The organism is Pseudomonas sp. Tul2A7, from assembly GCF_054790505.1.
Genome location: NZ_CP186499.1, coordinates 893,929 through 911,460 on the forward strand (window position 1 = coordinate 893,929; position 17,532 = coordinate 911,460).

The window sequence follows — 17,532 nt, forward strand, 5'->3', positions numbered from 1 at the left end:
TTGCGGTACACTTAGCGCTTTTTCGGGGGAGCCTGCCCTCCTCCCATCCAACAGCCGAGAAGCCCATGCCGATCCGTCATTGCATCGTCCACCTGATCGACAAAAAACCCGACGGCACACCCGCAGTTCTGCACGCCCGTGACACGGAACTGGCCGAGTCTGCAGCCATCGAGAACATGCTCGCCGACCTCAACGAGAGCTATAACGCCAAACAGGGCAAAGCCTGGGGTCTGTTCCATCCGGAATCCGGCGCATTCCCCTTCAGCGGCTGGCTGAAGGAATACATGGAAGGCGGCAAGGACTTCACCGCGTTCAGCAAAGTCGCGGTCGAGCACCTGCAAAAGCTGATGGAAGAATCGAACCTGTCCGTGGGTGGCCACGTGCTGTTCGCTCACTATCAGCAAGGCATGACCGATTACCTGGCAATTGCCCTGCTGCACCACAGCGAAGGCGTGGCGGTGACCGACGAGCTGGACGTGACCCCGTCGCGCCACCTCGACCTCGGTCAACTGCACCTGGCCGCGCGCATCAACGTTTCCGAGTGGCAGAACAACAAGCAGTCCAAGCAGTACATCTCGTTCATCAAGGGCAAGAACGGCAAAAAGGTTTCGGAATACTTCCGCGACTTCATCGGCTGCCAGGAAGGCGTCGACGGCCCGGGCGAGACGCGCACGCTGCTCAAGGCTTTCAGCGACTTCGTAGAAAGCGAAGACCTGCCGGAAGAATCCGCCCGCGAGAAGACCAAGACGTTGGTGGACTATGCCAGCAGCCAGGCCAAGCTCGGCGAACCGATGGGCCTGGAAGAGCTGTCCGAGCTGATCGACGAAGAACGGCCGAAAGCCTTTTACGATCACATCCGCAACAAGGACTACGGTCTGTCGCCAGAGATTCCGGCGGACAAACGCACGCTCAACCAGTTCCGCCGCTTCACCGGTCGCGCAGAAGGCCTGTCGATCAGCTTTGAAGCGCACCTGCTGGGCTCGAAGATCGAATACGACGAGGAAGCCGGCACATTGGTGATCAAGGGCTTGCCAACGTCGCTCACTGATCAGTTGAAGCGGCGCAACTGATGCTCGGCAATGTGCTGAAGAAGGTTGCGCTGGTTCTGCTGGTGGTCGTGGTTTACCAGAACTGGGGCAAGATCGAGCGGGTGTTCAATCCGTCGCAGATGGTTGCAGAGCAGACGCGCGCGCAAGCCAACGTCGTGCTCTACGCCACCGACTGGTGCGGCTACTGCAAGCAGACCAAACGCTTTCTCGACAGCAAGGGGATTGCGTTCAAGGAGTTCGATATCGAGAAGGATGCCGAAGCGCGCAAGGCGTACGAGGCATTGGGTGGGCGCGGGATTCCGCTGATTGATGTGAACGGCACGTTGATTCGCGGATTCGACCCGGACGAAATCCTCGCCGCCCTGAAGTAACCAATGTGGGAGCGAGCCTGCTCGCGAAGACGGCTGATCATTCAACACTGTTGTTGTCTGACACAGCGCTTTCGCGAGCAGGCTCGCTCCCACAATGGATCTTTAGCGGGCTTCGATACGGAAACCAAATCGCGGGAAGTGCACATGCACCACACCGCCACGTTCGTCTTCACGACGAATGATCAACTCTTCGCGACCGGCAAACAGCAACTCCCCCACCACCGGATCAACCCCGTAATCGGTCGCGGCAATCGCCACCTGCTGACCAGCCTTGAACCCATTCGGATCTACGAACTGCTCATCCGGCAATGCCGCCGGTGTCACGTTGCGTGCAACCTCAAGCGCCTCTTCCGACGTCATCGCACTGGCTGCGCCATGGCCAAAGCCCAGCACTCGTCCCAACCAGGCCGAAACAGCCGGATACTCATCCACCAGCGGAGCCGTGACATGCGTGGCCTTCAGGAACCACATGGGATGCGCCAGCGCGAAGTCGGCAATCGACGGCTCGCCGAACAGGAAGTCCCCCTGCTCGCGCTGCAACTGCTGCTCCAGACGGGCCATGATCGTCGGCCATTGATGTTTGGCCTGCTCAGCGGACAGACGTGTGGCACTGCCACCCGAGAACAGACCAGCGCGGTCGGCAATAAAAGCTTTGATCGCTTCCGGCGGCAGCTTGGCGAAACGCACCGCCACCGACTCCGGTTGAAACACCAGGCTCACCGCATGCTGAAACACCACCGAATCAGCCCATGTGGCAAAACTCGCTGCGGTGAATTCCTGACCTTCGGGGAAGAACGCCGGCAAGGCTTTTTCCTGCTCCAGACGACGGGCGATCAGCGATGTGTCGCAATAGATGTCCGCGCCAATCTGCAACACCGGGGTCTTGCGGTAGCCGCCAGTCAGGGCGGTCAGATCCGGTTTCGGCATCACCGGCGAGATGTGCACCGAGCGCCACGACAAGCCTTTGAAGCCCAGCAGCAGGCGGGCCTTCTCGGCAAATGGAGAGGTCGGGTAATGATGGAGAATCAACTCGGACATGCTCGGCTCCGCCGCTCAGATAGTGAGCCAGCAGCTTAGCGTGCATTTGCTTAGCAGCCTACAGATCTGCCTGATGGGAACCAATCAGTCAGATTGATAAGACGCGACCAGACATTCCTTCGCGCTCTTCCTGAGTTTTTTGATTAACCGTTCCTGGCGCAACGCATCGCTTTTATCGCGGCACAGCTCGGTGTAGACCAGCGCCATCGCCGGGCTGGAGAGGAAGAACCGTGCGCCTTTGCCGCTTTGATGCTTGGCGAAACGGCGCACCGGATCGTCGCTGATCCCGCAGTACAACGAACCATTGGCGGCGCGAACGAGGTAGACGAACCAGGATTTGCTCACCGGTTCGGCAACATCGACAGATTTTTCGCTAAGGCTGGTCACTTCGGGATCAAGACGTGTAGGAAACAGGCGGCGATCTTATCAGCGACCGGCCTGGAATGCCTTCAGTCCCTTCAGCGCCTGAGCGCGTACGGCGTTGCGCACCAACGGCGTCCAGCCCAGCAACAGACCCTTGAAGCCCAAGGCCTGACGCGACCAGCGCCACAGATCGAAGTGGTCGTGGTGCTCGCAGATCTTGCCGTCACGAAAGACAAAACGGGCCTGGATATCGTTGATGACGATGTTGCCGGTCTGGCTGAACAGGTAGGTCGCGACCCAATGTGCGCCGCCGCTGCGCTCGTCGGCGCGGACGTTGTCGAAGGTCAGGGAGAAGTCCTTGGCGCGTGTGGTGAGCATGCGCCACATGTCGCCGACATCGCGCCCGCGCAGTTCACCGAAGGCCGGATCGCTGAATACTACGTCGTCGGTGTAGCAGGCGGCCATGGCTTCGGCATCCAGGCGCTGGAAGGCCTGATAGAAACGGGTGATCAACGCGGCGTGGGCTTCACTCATGGGCAAACTCCAAAATAGGTACAGAGTGCCAGCACGATAATCCGCAATGCGCAGAAACACTATCGGCATTCGCAGAACGAATACCGGCAACACACGAAACCAATGTGGGAGCGAGCCTGCTCGCGAAAGCGGAGTGTCAGCCAACACAGATGTTGAATGTTCAATGGCCTTCGCGAGCAGGCTCGCTCCCACAGTCATAAGCGGTGTTTAGATCTTCTCGCTTTGCACTTGCACATACAGCGCCCGCCCGGCACCAAGCCCGGCGATGATCGCACCAGTACCGATGATGCCAAAGATCCAGCCCACCGCATTCCAACCGCCGGTCCAGTCATGCACCACGCCGACCGCAAACGGCCCCATGGACGCGAGGGTGTAACCGAAGCCCTGAGACATGCTCGACAGGTTCGCCGCGACATGGGAATCGCGCGAACGCAGCACAATCAACGTCAACGCGAGACTGAACGTACCGCCCTGCCCCAGACCCAGCAAAATCGCCCAGCCCCAGAGGCCTTCGATCGGCGCATACAGGCAACCGAACAGACCGCCAAGGGTTAGCGCCATGACCACGACGATTGCCAGACGCTGATCCTTGCCGCGAGTGGCCAGCCATGGTGCGGCCAACGAGCTGGCAAGTTGAATGATCACCGAACCGGACAACACCAGACCGGCCTGGGTTGGCGTCAGGCCGCGACCAATCAGGATCGACGGCAACCAGCCGAAGACGATGTAGGCCAGCGACGATTGCAGGCCCATGTACAAGGTCACCTGCCAGGCCAGCGGATCACGCAGCAGACCGCGCACGCGATAGGCGACGTTGTGCGCGCCATGCTTTTGCCCGACTTGCGGCAGCCAGAACACCGCCGCAACCAGTGCCGGAATCACCCAGAAACCCAGGCCCATCGCCCAACTGTGACCAAAGTGTTCACTCAACGGCACGCTGGAACCGGCCGCCATCGCCGCGCCCAGGCACAGCGCCATGGTGTAGACGCCGGTCATGGTGCCGGCGTGTTTGGCGAAGTCGCGCTTGACGATCCCCGGCAGCAGAACACCGATGATACCGATGCTGGCGCCGCCCAATACGCTGCCGGCGAACAAGCCGATCTCGCCAAAGTTGCTGCGCAAAATGATCCCGCCAGCCAGTGTCAGCAGAATCCCCAGCACAACCCGTTCAGCGCCGAAACGCCGCGCCAGAATCGGCGCCAGTGGCGCAAACAAACCGAGGCAGAGCACCGGCAGGGTGGTCAGCAAACCCGCCTGAGCTGCCGACAAGCCGAGACTTTTGGAAACGTCGCTGAGCAGCGGCGCCATGCTCGACAGCGCCGGGCGCAAATTCAGCGCCACCAGAATCAAGCCGAGCAGCAACAGCCACGGCCGGCGCACCAGTGGATGGCTTTGTTGCACTTGCTCGTCGTCAGCCTCGGCGTCGATCAGCAGTTCTTCGAGTTCTGCCGTGCGCTTGGGGGTTGTGGATATCTCGTTGCGGGACATGGATTTCTCGGTTTCAAGGTTCATTGATCAATTGCCTCGACAAGGCTTTGGCCCGTTCCGGGTCGCGTTGCTCGACCGCATCGAGCAACTCGATGTGCAGATCGAACACTTCCTGACGGCGCGGGACGATGTTCAGCGTCTGGCGCAACTGCGCGCCGACGATGCTGGAGAAATAGCGATACAACTCGCTGAGGGTCGGGTTGTGCGCGGCATCGACCAGACGACGGTGGAACACCAGATCACAGGCGATGTAGGTGTCGAGGTCGCCGTGGTAGTGGCTGCCGCTGGTGCCGAGCGCCTCACGCAATGCGACGAGGTCTTCTTCGGTACGACGTAACGCCGCCAGGCCGATGGCCTCGACTTCGAGGATGTGCCGGGTTTCCCGCGCCTGCTCCAGCGAGCAGCGTGACAACGCCTTTAGCGTATCGAGCGGATCGACCACCGCACGCAAGTAACTGCCATCGCCCTGACGAATCTCGATCAGCCCTGAAAACGCCAGCACGCGCATGGCTTCGCGCACGGTGTTGCGGCTGATGCCCAGCTCGGCGCACAGCTCGGGTTCGGTCGGCAAACGCTCGCCAACCTGCCAGGCACCGCTGTTGATGCGCTGACGGAGTTGATCCAAGGCCTGATCGACCAGGGATCGCTTAACGAGTGGAGAAATGTCTGACATAGGATTCGCCCTTTCATCCAATCATAGGATGAATTTTCTGACATGTTAGTCAGACCCGTGTAGGACGGCAACCACCTAGGGTCAATCGGAGACACATGGAGCGGCATTTTCGATTGGTCAAAATAACCCTTTAAGGGTAATTTCAGGGACAGGGTTTTGGTTTCTTATGGAGAAGAACACACCCCATTACGACTTGGCGGTGATCAAGGCGGATGTCAGGCGACTTGGCTGGAGGGCTTTCACGCACACGGCAAGAAAAACGGGCACTGCACTCAAACTCACTCTCGAAGAGATGCAAGAAATCGTTCTCAAGCTGCAGCGCAGCATGTTGTACAAATCGATGACGACTTATGACGATCACCGTATTTGGCAAGACGTCTATCACATCCAATCACATGGTTTGGAGATTTACATCAAGGTGTCATATCACTACGACAGGCGCCCACCCGTGATCTCTTTCAAGGAGAACGATTCATGAATACGCAGCAGTGTGTCAGTTGCGGCGCTCCGGAAGGCATGGTGCATTTCAAGGGTCGAGGCGAAACCGTGAGCGCCAAGGGAATGGAGCGTCGGATCGACGATTTATCGGGCTGGGAGTGCCAGAAGTGCGGTGAGGTCGAATTGGACGATGAGTGCGGGCAGCGGTATTCCGACGCATGCGATGAACTCGTTATCGCCTGTAGAAAAATGGTAGGTGACGAAATGAAAAAGATCCGTCGCAAACTGCACCTGACGCAAAAGGAAACGGTGCAATTGCTTTCAGGGGGCGGGCACAACGCATTTTCACGATACGAACGCGGCGAGGTACTTCCGCCGAAAGCATTGATGCTGCTCATGCGTCTGCTGGATCGCTATCCACACTTGCTTGCCGACGCGAGAGTCTTGGCCGAAGGGGCTGATTTGAGAGGCGCTTTCAAGTTCACAGAGCACAAAGAACAAGAACCTCTCACCGCCTCCTGAGCCACAAAAAACAAACCCGGCACAAGGCCGGGTTTGATCTACACACAAACCATCAATGCAAAATCTGACTCAAGAACAACTTCGTCCGCTCATTCTGCGGATTATCGAAGAAGTCGTTCGGCGCCGCCTGCTCAACGATTTCACCTTTGTCCATGAAGATCACGCGGTTGGCCACGGTGCGGGCAAAACCCATCTCGTGGGTCACGCAGAGCATGGTCATACCGTCTTCAGCCAGACCGATCATGGTGTCCAGAACCTCTTTCACCATTTCCGGATCGAGCGCTGAAGTCGGTTCATCGAACAGCATGATTTTCGGCTTCATGCACAGGGCGCGGGCAATCGCCACACGCTGTTGCTGACCACCGGACAGTTGCCCCGGGAATTTGTGTGCCTGCTCCGGAATGCGTACGCGCTCCAGGTAATGCATGGCGATTTCCTCGGCCTTGCGCTTGGGCATCTTGCGTACCCACATCGGCGCCAGGGTGCAGTTCTGCAAAATGGTCAGGTGCGGGAACAGGTTGAAGTGCTGGAACACCATGCCGACTTCGCGGCGGATCGCTTCGATCTGCTTGAGGTCGTTGGTCAGTTCCACGCCGTCGACGACGATGCGGCCCTGCTGGTGTTCTTCCAGACGATTGAGGCAACGAATCGTCGTCGATTTGCCGGAACCCGACGGCCCGCACAGGACGATACGCTCGCCCTGTTTGACGTTGAGGTTGATGTCTTTGAGCACGTGGAACTGGCCGTACCACTTGTTGACGCCCTGCATCTGAATAATGCCTTCAGGACCTACAGGCTTTTTGATTGCTTCACTCATTTACACAACTCCTAACGCTTGTGGCCAGTGTCGAGCTTGCGTTCCAGATGCATGGAATAGCGCGACATACCAAAACAGAAAATCCAGAACACCAGGGCGGCGAACACGTAGCCTTCGGTGGCCATGCCCAGCCATTTCGGATCGGCAGCGGCTTGTTTGACGCTGTTGAGCAGGTCAAACAGGCCGATGATGATCACCAGACTGGTGTCCTTGAACAGCGCAATGAAGGTGTTGACGATGCCGGGAATGACCAGCTTCAGGGCTTGCGGCAGGATCACCAGGCCCATCGAGCGCCAGTAACCGAGCCCCATCGCCGCAGCCGCTTCGTACTGACCTTTGGGAATCGCTTGCAGACCGCCGCGCACCACTTCGGCGACATAGGCCGACTGGAACAGGATCACGCCGATCAGTGCCCGCAGCAGTTTGTCGAAGTTCATGCCTTCCGGCAGGAACAGCGGCAGCATCACCGAAGACATGAACAGCACGGTAATCAACGGCACGCCGCGCCAGAACTCGATGAAGGTCACGCAGACCACACGAATCGCCGGCATGTTCGAACGTCGACCCAGCGCCAGCACAATCCCCAGCGGCAAGGCACCGGCGATACCGACGGTGGCGATCACCAGAGTCAGCATCAGGCCGCCCCACTGGCTGGTCGCCACCGGGGTCAGACCGAAACCGCCGTGCAGCAGGGTGAAGGCAATGATCGGGTACAACACCAGGAAGCTCAGCCCGTAGATCGCTTTGCGCGGCACACGCGAGATGAACAATGGCGCCGCGCCGATCACCGCCAGCCACACGGTCAGGTCGACGCGCCAGCGCAGTTCCGTCGGGTAGTAGCCGTACATGAACTGGCCGAAACGCTGCTGAATGAACACCCAGCAGGCGCCCTCCTTGGTGCAGTCGGCGCGGGTGGTGCCGACCCAGTTGGCATCGACAATCGCCCAGCTGAGGATCGGAGGCACCACGAGATAAATCAGGTAGAACGCAAACAGCGTCAGCAGGGTGTTGAGCCAGCTGGAGAACATGTTCGCGCGCATCCACGCCACCACGCCGATGCTGCTGTTCGGTGGGGGCATGTCGGGTTTGAAAGTATGAGTACTCATGCGCTTTTCCTTACCGCTCGATCAGCGCAATGCGCTTGTTGTACCAGTTCATCAGCAGGGAAATGCTGATACTGATCGCCAGGTACACGCTCATGGTGATGGCAATCACCTCGATCGCCTGACCGGTCTGGTTAAGCACCGTGCCGGCGAACAGCGACACCATTTCCGGGTAACCGATACCGGCCGCCAGCGAAGAGTTTTTCGCCAGGTTGAGGTATTGGCTGGTCAGCGGCGGAATGATCACGCGCAGGGCTTGCGGAATGATCACCTTGCGCAGGGTCGGGCCGTTGCGCAGGCCGAGGGAACGCGCCGCTTCGGTCTGGCCATGGCTGACCGACTTGATCCCGGAACGCACGATCTCGGCGATGAACGCCGCGGTGTACACGGTCAGGGCCAGGGTCAAGGCAAGCAGCTCCGGGATCAGCACCCAGCCGCCAACAAAGTTGAAGCCTTTGAGCTCGGGCATTTCCCAATGCAGCGGAGCGCCGAAGATCAGTGCGCACAAGGTCGGGATCACCAGCAGAATCGCCAGGCCAACCCAGAACTTGTGAAACGGCACGCCGGTTTCTTCAAAGCGCTTGTTGGCCCAGCGCGTCATCAGCACGATGCCGACAATGGCCACCACGATGCTGATCACGAACGCCCAGAAACCATCAGCCGCCAGCGCGGCCGGCATGTTCAGGCCCCGGCTGCTGACGAAAAAGGTGTCGCCGAAGTTATGGCTGTTGCGCGGCCCCGGCATGGTCAGGAATACCGCGAAGTACCAGAACAGGATCTGCAGCAGCGGCGGAATGTTGCGGAACACTTCCACATACACGGTCGCCAGTTTGCTGATGATCCAGTTCTGCGACAGCCGCGCTACACCGATGATGAAGCCGAGGATCGTCGCCAGAACCACGCCGATCACGGTCACCAACAAAGTGTTAAGCAGACCGATGACAAACACACGGGCATAGCTGTCCGCTTCGGTGTAGTCGATCAGGTGCTGAGCGATGCCGAACCCGGCACTGCGCTCCAGAAAGCCGAAACCGGAGGTAATGCCCCGGTGCTGAAGGTTGGTTTGCGTGTTGTCGAACAGGTACCAGCCCAGCGAGACCACCGCCACAACGGTGATGATCTGGAATAGCCACGCACGCACTCGTGGATCGCTGAGGCTGAGCCTCTGCTTTGGTGCGCCGATTGAATTTTGCATGAAGTGCCCCGGAAAAAATGGAACAAGAACATCACCCGGCGGTTGGCCCGCCGGGTGATAGAACCATTAGCGCACTGGTGGTGCGTACTGAATGCCGCCGTTGTTCCACAGGGCGTTCAAGCCGCGGTCGATTTCCAGCGGAGTGCTCTTGCCGAGGTTTTTCTCGAAAATTTCGCCGTAGTTGCCGACTTGTTTGACGATCTGCACAACCCAGTCTTTCGGCAGTTTCAGGTCTTTGCCGTACTCGCCGTCAGCGCCGAGCATACGAGCAACGTCCGGGTTCTTGGTCGACTTGGCTTCAGCTTCGACGTTTTTCGAAGTGATGCCGGCTTCTTCGGTGTTGAGCAGCGCGTAGCCAACCCAACGGACGATGGCCAGCCACTCGTCGTCGCCGTTACGCACGACCGGGCCCAGCGGTTCTTTGGAAATGGTTTCCGGCAGAACCACGTAGTCCTTCGGCGACGCCAGCTTGCTGCGCTGGGCGAACAGCTGGGACTTGTCGGAGGTCAGCACGTCGCAACGACCGGATTCCAGCGACTTGGCGCTTTCATCGGAGGTGTCGAAAGTGATCGGGGTGTATTTCAGACCATTGCCGCGGAAGTAGTCGGAAACGTTCAGCTCGGTGGTGGTACCGGCCTGGATGCAGATGGTTGCACCGTCCAGCTCTTTGGCACTCTTCACGCCCAGCTTGTTGTTCACCAGGAAGCCGATGCCGTCGTAGTAGGTAATGAAGCCCGGGAATTTCAGGCCCATGCCCGCGTCACGCGAACTGGTCATGGTGGTGTTGCGCGACAGGATGTCGATCTCGCCCGATTGCAGCGCGGTGAAGCGCTCCTTGGCGTTCAACTGACTGAACTTGACCTTGGTCGCGTCGCCGAATACGGCAGCGGCCACAGCGCGGCAGACGTCAGCGTCGATCCCGAGGATCTTGCCGGTCGCGTCCGGTACCGAGAAGCCCGGCAGACCGTCGCTCACGCCACACTGCACGAAACCTTTCTTCTGCACTGCATCCAGGGTTGCACCCGCCTGAGCGAACCCGCTGACACCGAGTACTGTTGCTGCAGTCACGATGGCCAGGGTGGATTTCAACATCTTCATTCAAACCTCCAGTTTTGCTCTTGTTGTGTCGGAGCTTGAGTCCAGTCGCACCCTTTTGAGGCGTTGTTGACCCGTGTTGGCTTTTTTTGGGGTCAACCGACGTAAGACCTTCGCTATGAGTCTAGTAGGAGAAAATCCACATCATGGACAACTCACTTCTCACCAATCGGCCGAACGGGCTGTAGCCCTTTCACGTTCGCTAAGCCCGTAGCGGCCATTGGCGAACATCCATCACCGGATTCTTTGCCATCCCGTCGCGGGTCGTACACTGATAGTGTTACCGCCACGCGTAGGATGCTTCGTACAGAACGTTCCATAGCAAAGCCCGTACCACACCGCTCGCCGAATCGATTCGACGACAGGTCAATAGCAAAACTTGTAACCTTGCGACATCTTCTTAACGGATCAACCGGACGCGCACTCGAATCACGCACTCAATGAGAGCGCCCGCACATATTTGGAGCAGACATGACCGAGCCCTTGATTCTTCAGCCTGTTAAGCCCGCAGACGCCTGCGTGATCTGGCTGCACGGCCTCGGCGCCGATCGCTATGACTTTTTGCCAGTGGCCGAAGCGCTGCAAGAAAGCTTGCTGAGCACACGCTTCGTGCTGCCGCAGGCGCCCACACTTCCAGTGACGATAAATGGCGGATATGCCATGCCGAGCTGGTACGACATTAAAGCCATGAGCCCGGCGCGGGCGATTGACCGTGACCAGTTGGAAGCATCGGCGGATCGCATCATCGAATTGATCGAAAACGAGCGCGCCAGCGGAATAGACGCCTCGCGGATTTTCCTTGCCGGTTTTTCCCAGGGTGGCGCTGTCGTTTTGCACACCGCTTTTGTGAAATGGCAAGGCGCACTGGGTGGTGTACTTGCTCTGTCGACTTATGCGCCGACGTTCAGCGATGACATGCAGCTTTCAGCCAGTCAGCAGCGAATTCCCGCGCTGTGTCTGCACGGTCAGTTCGATGGCGTGGTGCAGAACTCGATGGGCCGCAGTGCCTACGAGCATTTGGTGAAGCATGGTGTCACCGTGACATGGCAGGAATACCCAATGGAGCACGAAGTGTTACCCGAGGAAATTCGCGACATCGGCGTCTGGTTGAGCGAACGTCTGCGCTAAGCGTCGAGATTAAAATCGCCCTTTGATCCCTCCCCCTACGCCGCGCCCGTTTCTTGCATTACACTGGCCGGCGTACATTCCTTAACCAATTGATGAGATGACCGTGCTCAAAGCACTCAAGAAGATGTTCGGTAAAAGCGAGGCTGAGCAGCTCGCGCCAGTTCCCAGTGCGCCGTCGCACGCCCCCGGTCATCGCAGCGATGCCCCACAGGCCGACCGCCCCGCTCACGTAGCGGCACCGAAGGCAGAACCGCAACCTGCACCGGCCGCGTCAATCGCCGCCGAACCTGCCCGCAGCGAAGCGCCGAAACCGGCCAGACCGCGTCGCGAACCGAAGCCCAAGGCACCGGTTATTCCGTGGAAACTCGAAGATTTCGTCGTCGAGCCACAGGAAGGCAAAACCCGCTTCCATGATTTCAAACTGTCGCCAGAACTGATGCACGCCATTCAGGATCTGGGCTTCCCGTATTGCACGCCGATCCAGGCGCAGGTGCTGGGTTTCACCCTCGCCGGCAAAGACGCCATTGGTCGCGCACAGACCGGCACCGGTAAAACCGCCGCGTTTCTGATTTCGATCATCACCCAACTGTTGCAAACGCCGCCGCCGAAAGAACGCTACATGGGCGAACCCCGTGCGCTGATCATCGCGCCGACCCGTGAGCTGGTGGTGCAGATCGCCAAGGACGCCGCTGACCTGACCAAGTACACCGGCCTCAACGTCATGACGTTTGTTGGCGGCATGGACTTCGACAAGCAGCTCAAGCACCTCGAAGCGCGTCACTGCGACATTCTCGTCGCGACCCCGGGCCGCCTGCTCGACTTCAACCAGCGCGGCGACGTGCATCTGGACATGGTCGAAGTGATGGTGCTGGACGAAGCCGACCGCATGCTCGACATGGGCTTCATCCCGCAAGTGCGCCAGATCATCCGCCAGACGCCGCCGAAGTCCGAGCGCCAGACCCTGCTGTTCTCCGCGACCTTCACCGAAGACGTGATGAACCTCGCAAAGCAATGGACGACCGATCCGTCCATCGTCGAAATCGAAGTCACCAACGTCGCCAGCGAAAACGTCGAGCAACACATCTACGCCGTGGCCGGTGCCGACAAGTACAAATTGCTCTACAACCTGGTCAACGATAATGGCTGGGAGCGGGTGATGGTCTTCGCCAACCGCAAGGACGAAGTCCGCCGTATCGAAGAGCGTCTGGTGCGCGACGGTGTGAATGCGGCGCAGTTGTCCGGCGACGTGCCGCAGCACAAGCGCATCAAGACCCTGGAAGGTTTCCGCGAGGGCAAGATTCGCGTACTGGTCGCCACTGATGTGGCCGGTCGTGGCATTCACATCGACGGCATCAGCCACGTGATCAACTTCACCCTGCCGGAAGTCCCGGACGACTACGTGCACCGCATCGGCCGGACCGGTCGTGCTGGTGCCGATGGCGTGTCGATCAGCTTCGCCGGTGAGGACGACTCCTACCAGTTGCCGTCCATCGAAGAGAAGCTTGGTCGCAAGATCAGCTGCGAAACGCCGCCGACGCATCTGTTGCGTGCGGTTGAGCGCAAGCGTCCGCAGTAAGCGATACGAATAAAAGAAGCGCAGCCGGCAACGGACTGCGCTTTTTTTTCGCCCGGCGTTTCATGAGGTGCTTGCGGGAGAAAACTAAAAGTCCATAATGGACAAATTAGTTTAAATACAGACTCCGGAGCCTGACATGTCCAGTACGCCCTACGTGATCGACCAGCATCAGGCCCGCGAGCTTCTGGTGCGCATCGACGTGCCGCAGATCCTGCGCAAACTGTTTCGCGATCTTGCGGCGGGTAATGCCGTGCAACCGGCGCAACAACTGGTGGAATTTCCTCAAGGTGCCGGCGACTTCATCAATTATCTGGGCGTACTGGCTGAAGACGGTGTGTACGGGGTGAAGACTTCGCCGTACATCGTTCGCGAACAGGGTGCGCTGGTGACGGCATGGACCTTGTTGATGTCGATGAAAACCGGTCAACCGCTACTGCTCTGCGATGCCGGTGAACTGACCACCGCGCGCACCGCCGCGACCACCGCCGTGGCGGTCGACGCCCTCGCGCCGTTAAATGCTACGCGACTGGCGATCATCGGCAGCGGCAAGGTTGCTCAGGCGCATCTGCACTACGTGAAATCGCTGCGTGACTGGCAGAGCATCAGCCTGTATTCGCCAAGCCTGTCCGCCGACGCGCAAACCCAGGCACTGTTGAAAGCCATCACGCCCAATCTGAAAATTGCCGATAGCCGTGAAGCGGCCATTGCCGAGGCTGATGTGATCATGCTGTGTACCTCGTCCGCCGGGCCGGTGATCGATCCCGCCGCGCTGAGCAAGCCGGCGCTGATCACCTCGATCAGTACCAACGCCCCGCGCGCCCATGAAGTGCCGCCGCAGAGCCTCAACGACATGCAGGTGTTCTGCGACTATCGGCTGACCACGCCGGGGTCGGCGGGTGAGATGTTGATTGCCAGTGAACAGCATGGCTGGAGCAAGGATTCGATTGTTGGCGATCTGGCGGATTTGCTCAGCGAGAAAGTGCAGCGCCCGGATGACGATCGTCACGTGTTCTTCCGTTCAATCGGCCTTGGCCTGGAAGACATTGCCCTCGCCAATGCGATTTATCGCTTGACCCACTAACACCACAAATCCCCTGTAGGAGCTGCCAAAGGCTGCGATCTTTTGATCTTGATCTTAAAAAACCAGATCAAAAGATCGCAGCCTTCGGCAGCTCCTACAGGGATCGCATTCCGATTGGGGAGTTGCCAATGACAGATCCCCAGAGAACCCCGATAATTTTGGAGTTTTTCCATGAGCCAGGCAGATTTCATCATCATCGGCGGCGGAATTGCCGGCGCTTCCAGCGGTTTCTGGCTGTCGCCGCACGGTAAAGTGATCGTGCTCGAACGTGAATCCCACCCGGCCTATCACTCCACCGGGCGCTCCGCCGCGCTGTTCACCGCCGCGTACGGCACACCACAAGTACGCGCGCTGACCCAGGCCAGCCGGGCGTTTTTCGAAAACCCGCCCAGCGGATTCTGCGAACACCCACTGTTGAGCCCACGCGGCGAAATGACCGTGGATTTCACCGGTGATGCCGCCGAACTGAACAACCAATACCTCAGCGCCAAAGCCACCGTGCCGGAGATGCAATTGCTCAGCGCCGACGAAGCCTGTGCGAGGCTGCCAATCCTGCGCCGGGAAAAAGTCCACGGCGCGATCTACGACCCGAGCGCCAGCGACATCGACACCGACGCCTTGCATCAGGGCTACCTGCGTGGCATTCGTCGCAATAACGGCGAAGTGCACACCGATTGCGAAGTACTCGGCCTGAACCGCGACGCCGACGGCCTCTGGCACGTACAAACCAACGGCCAGACCTTCAGCGCACCAGTGATCATCAACGCCGCCGGCGCCTGGGCCGACAAGATCGGCGCACTGGCCGGTGCCAAGCCGCTGGGCCTGCAACCGAAACGCCGCGCCGCATTCATCTTCGCCGGCCCCGAAGGCGTCGACATTCATCACTGGCCGGTGCTGGTCAGCCTCGACGAGTCCTTCTATATGAAGCCTGACGCCGGCATGTTCCTCGGTTCACCGGCCAACGCCGACCCGGTCGAGCCCCACGACGTGCAGCCGGAAGAGCTGGACATCGCCATGGGCATTTACCAGATCGAAGAAGCCACCACCCTGACCATCCGCCGCCCGACGCGCACCTGGGCCGGGCTGCGCAGTTTCGTTGCCGACAGTGATTTGCTCAGTGGTTTCGATCAGCAGGTGCCGGGGCTATTCTGGGTCGCGGCGCAGGGTGGTTATGGTATCCAGACTTCGCCGGCCATGGGACTGGCCAGTGCGGCATTGGTGCGCGGCGAGCCTTTGCCCGAGCATTTGCGTGACTTCGGCCTGAGCAGCGCCATGCTCTCCCCTGCCCGCCTCGCCTGATCGTCCATCCGGATGACGCGCCCAACGGATTGCGGCACACTCGCAGCGCCTCCTGATCACGGGGGCGTTGACGCTGCCTGGAGTTCCACTGTCATGACCGCCCCTGAATTCGACCCGGCCCTGGATAACTTCCGCGCCATCGCCGATGCCATCGCCACACTGTTCTTTCCGCACGCCGAAGTGGTGCTGCACGACCTGCGCACGCAGAAGGTCGACTACATCGCCAACAACCTGTCCAAACGCGAGATCGGCGACGACTCCTCACTGGAGGACATGCTCAGCGAGGATGTCAGCGACCGCAATATCGGCCCGTACGAGAAGCTCAATTGGGACGGCCAGAAGATTCGCAGCCTGAGCAGCGTCCTGCGCGACAGCGAAGGCCTGCCGCTGGCGGTGCTGTGCATCAACTTGAATATTTCGCTGTTCGAAAATGCCAAGGCGGCGCTGGACCTGTTCCTCTCGCCGAGCAAGCTGATTCCACAACCGGACTCACTGTTTCGTGATGACTGGCAGGAGCGCATCAACACTTTCCTCCACGCCTGGCTGCGTGAGCGGCAACTGAGCCTGAATGTGCTGACCCGCGATCACAAGCGTGAACTGGTGCTGGCACTGCACGCCGAAGGCGCGTTCAAAGGCAAGAGCGCCTCGAACTATGTGGCCAATGTGCTAAACATGGGGCGGGCGACGGTGTACAAACATCTGAAAGAGCTGAAGGGCTGAAGGGCTTAAGATCAAGAGATCGCAGCCTGCGGCAGCTCCTACAGAAGAACTCATTCCCCTGTAGGATCTGCCGAAGGTTGCGATCTTTTTTATCAGTCGCCGTAAATGTCGGACTTGAAATACTTCTCGGAAATCTTCTGATACTCGCCACTCGCGCGAATGCCATCAATCGCGCCATTCAACTGGCTGACCAGCTCGGCATTGCCTTTGCGCACTGCAATCCCGGCCCCCTCGCCCACGTACTTCGGATCCTTCAACTCAGGCCCGACAAACGCATAACCCTTGCCACGCGGCATCGACAGGAAGTCATTCAGCGGAATGGTGTCAGCAAAAATCGCATCCAGCCGCCCCGCTGCCAGGTCCATGTAGATCTCTTCGTTGTTGCTGTAGCGCTTGACGTTGATACCTTTCGGTTCGAACACCTCGGTGGCATAACGATCAGTGGTAGTCGCGCGCTGCACGCCGACGTTCTTGCCCTTAAGGCTGGCGTATTGATCGTCAACGCTGGCGCCTTCTTTCATCACCAGCCGCGACGAGGTGAAGTAGTACTTGTGGCTGAAATCCACCGACTTCTTGCGGTCTTCGTTGATGGTCATCGAGGACAGCGCCATGTCGATTTTCTTCACTTTCAGCGAGGGAATCAGGCCGTCGAACTCACCTTCGACCCACACGCACTTGACCTTCATCTGCGCGCAAAGAGCGTTACCGATGTCGTAGTCGAAACCGACGATTTCGCCCTTGTCGGTTTTCGAGGCAAATGGCGGGTAGGCGGCTTCGATGCCGATACGCAGGGTTTGCTCGGCGGCGAACACGCTGGCTGAGGCCAACAGGCTGAGGGCCAGACCGGTGATGAGGGGGAGTTTCTTCATGTTCGTTCTCTCGCGGGTTGTTGTTGGTTTGGCAAGAAAGAGCTGAAACGGAGGGAGATACTTTTTTGTACTTATAAATCCATATTGGACTTATATGTACAGGCAGTCAATCAGGCAAAGACAGAGGTTTTTGGTGTTGCAAATGACGTCATCGCGAGCAGGCTCACTCCTAC

At 59.0% G+C, this 17,532-nt stretch carries 19 protein-coding genes; 9 read left to right on the plus strand and 10 right to left on the minus strand.

All coding sequences use genetic code 11. From position 1 onward, the window contains the following. Positions 1–65 precede the first annotated feature (65 nt). Entirely contained in the window at positions 66–1,070 is a 1,005-nt protein-coding gene (yejK, locus tag ACOYXJ_RS04220) for a nucleoid-associated protein YejK (protein WP_007909053.1), read from the plus strand. Further along, the gene (locus ACOYXJ_RS04225; protein WP_008083649.1) at positions 1,070–1,420 is read left to right on the plus strand and encodes a glutaredoxin family protein; all 351 of its coding nucleotides are present in this window, start codon (positions 1,070–1,072) and stop codon (positions 1,418–1,420) included. Before yejK ends, ACOYXJ_RS04225 begins: the two co-directional genes overlap by 1 nt. A gap of 102 nt (positions 1,421–1,522) precedes the next feature. On the opposite strand, the gene ACOYXJ_RS04230 is transcribed toward ACOYXJ_RS04225, so the two are convergent. From ACOYXJ_RS04230 to ACOYXJ_RS04250, 5 genes are all read right to left on the minus strand, one after another. Next, positions 1,523–2,458, minus strand: coding sequence for a glutathione S-transferase family protein (locus tag ACOYXJ_RS04230; RefSeq protein ID WP_460368062.1), 936 nt, complete (start codon positions 2,456–2,458; stop codon positions 1,523–1,525). 84 nt (positions 2,459–2,542) lie between these two features. Further along, positions 2,543–2,845: a GIY-YIG nuclease family protein gene (locus ACOYXJ_RS04235; protein WP_008083651.1), complete on the minus strand. Its 303-nt coding sequence runs from the start codon at positions 2,843–2,845 to the stop codon at positions 2,543–2,545. Between the two features lie 39 nt (positions 2,846–2,884). Beyond that, complete coding sequence (locus ACOYXJ_RS04240) at positions 2,885–3,355, minus strand: nuclear transport factor 2 family protein (RefSeq protein ID WP_460368065.1); 471 nt, start codon at positions 3,353–3,355, stop codon at positions 2,885–2,887. Positions 3,356–3,562: 207 nt separating this feature from the next. Beyond that, positions 3,563–4,867 carry a CynX/NimT family MFS transporter gene (locus ACOYXJ_RS04245; RefSeq protein WP_460368067.1) on the minus strand — a complete coding sequence of 435 codons (1,305 nt, stop codon included), beginning with the start codon at positions 4,865–4,867 and terminating at the stop codon, positions 3,563–3,565. Then, positions 4,857–5,516, minus strand: a complete 660-nt coding sequence (locus tag ACOYXJ_RS04250) for a FadR/GntR family transcriptional regulator (protein WP_460368069.1) — start codon at positions 5,514–5,516, stop codon at positions 4,857–4,859. Before ACOYXJ_RS04250 ends, ACOYXJ_RS04245 begins: the two co-directional genes overlap by 11 nt. Positions 5,517–5,682: 166 nt before the next feature. Here ACOYXJ_RS04250 and ACOYXJ_RS04255 point away from each other — a divergent pair, with 166 nt between their 5' ends. Next, positions 5,683–5,994, plus strand: coding sequence for a type II toxin-antitoxin system MqsR family toxin (locus ACOYXJ_RS04255; protein WP_150792420.1), 312 nt, complete (start codon positions 5,683–5,685; stop codon positions 5,992–5,994). After that, on the plus strand, positions 5,991–6,476 hold the full coding sequence (locus tag ACOYXJ_RS04260) for a type II TA system antitoxin MqsA family protein (RefSeq protein ID WP_134174754.1): 486 nt from the start codon (positions 5,991–5,993) through the stop codon (positions 6,474–6,476). The genes ACOYXJ_RS04255 and ACOYXJ_RS04260 overlap by 4 nt, the downstream gene beginning before the upstream one ends. A gap of 52 nt (positions 6,477–6,528) precedes the next feature. Here the strand turns inward: ACOYXJ_RS04260 and ACOYXJ_RS04265 are convergent, their stop codons facing one another. From ACOYXJ_RS04265 to ACOYXJ_RS04280, 4 genes are all read right to left on the minus strand, one after another. After that, complete coding sequence (locus ACOYXJ_RS04265; RefSeq protein WP_008080191.1) at positions 6,529–7,293, minus strand: amino acid ABC transporter ATP-binding protein; 765 nt, start codon at positions 7,291–7,293, stop codon at positions 6,529–6,531. 11 nt (positions 7,294–7,304) lie between these two features. After that, complete coding sequence (locus ACOYXJ_RS04270) at positions 7,305–8,399, minus strand: amino acid ABC transporter permease (protein ID WP_007949911.1); 1,095 nt, start codon at positions 8,397–8,399, stop codon at positions 7,305–7,307. 10 nt (positions 8,400–8,409) lie between these two features. Next, positions 8,410–9,591: an amino acid ABC transporter permease gene (locus ACOYXJ_RS04275; protein ID WP_007914329.1), complete on the minus strand. Its 1,182-nt coding sequence runs from the start codon at positions 9,589–9,591 to the stop codon at positions 8,410–8,412. A gap of 66 nt (positions 9,592–9,657) precedes the next feature. Beyond that, positions 9,658–10,689 (minus strand): amino acid ABC transporter substrate-binding protein, encoded by a 1,032-nt coding sequence (locus ACOYXJ_RS04280; protein WP_007914328.1) that lies wholly within the window; start codon positions 10,687–10,689, stop codon positions 9,658–9,660. A 468-nt stretch (positions 10,690–11,157) separates the two neighbouring features. Here ACOYXJ_RS04280 and ACOYXJ_RS04285 point away from each other — a divergent pair, with 468 nt between their 5' ends. The 5 genes from ACOYXJ_RS04285 (at position 11,158) to ACOYXJ_RS04305 (ending at position 16,490) form a co-directional block, all read left to right on the plus strand. After that, positions 11,158–11,814, plus strand: a complete 657-nt coding sequence (locus ACOYXJ_RS04285; RefSeq protein WP_095119382.1) for an alpha/beta hydrolase — start codon at positions 11,158–11,160, stop codon at positions 11,812–11,814. A 97-nt stretch (positions 11,815–11,911) separates the two neighbouring features. Continuing rightward, positions 11,912–13,390 carry an ATP-dependent RNA helicase RhlB gene (gene rhlB, locus ACOYXJ_RS04290; RefSeq protein ID WP_095119383.1) on the plus strand — a complete coding sequence of 493 codons (1,479 nt, stop codon included), beginning with the start codon at positions 11,912–11,914 and terminating at the stop codon, positions 13,388–13,390. Between the two features lie 136 nt (positions 13,391–13,526). Beyond that, complete coding sequence (locus tag ACOYXJ_RS04295) at positions 13,527–14,471, plus strand: ornithine cyclodeaminase family protein (RefSeq protein ID WP_460368074.1); 945 nt, start codon at positions 13,527–13,529, stop codon at positions 14,469–14,471. 171 nt (positions 14,472–14,642) lie between these two features. After that, positions 14,643–15,770, plus strand: a complete 1,128-nt coding sequence (locus tag ACOYXJ_RS04300; protein WP_460368076.1) for an NAD(P)/FAD-dependent oxidoreductase — start codon at positions 14,643–14,645, stop codon at positions 15,768–15,770. Positions 15,771–15,863: 93 nt separating this feature from the next. Continuing rightward, positions 15,864–16,490 (plus strand): helix-turn-helix transcriptional regulator, encoded by a 627-nt coding sequence (locus ACOYXJ_RS04305; protein WP_007914317.1) that lies wholly within the window; start codon positions 15,864–15,866, stop codon positions 16,488–16,490. 92 nt (positions 16,491–16,582) lie between these two features. Here ACOYXJ_RS04305 and ACOYXJ_RS04310 read toward each other — a convergent pair whose 3' ends face one another. Beyond that, a complete protein-coding gene (locus ACOYXJ_RS04310) occupies positions 16,583–17,359 on the minus strand; it encodes an ABC transporter substrate-binding protein (protein WP_095119386.1) in 777 nt (258 codons plus the stop codon). Between the last annotated feature and the right edge of the window lie 173 nt (positions 17,360–17,532).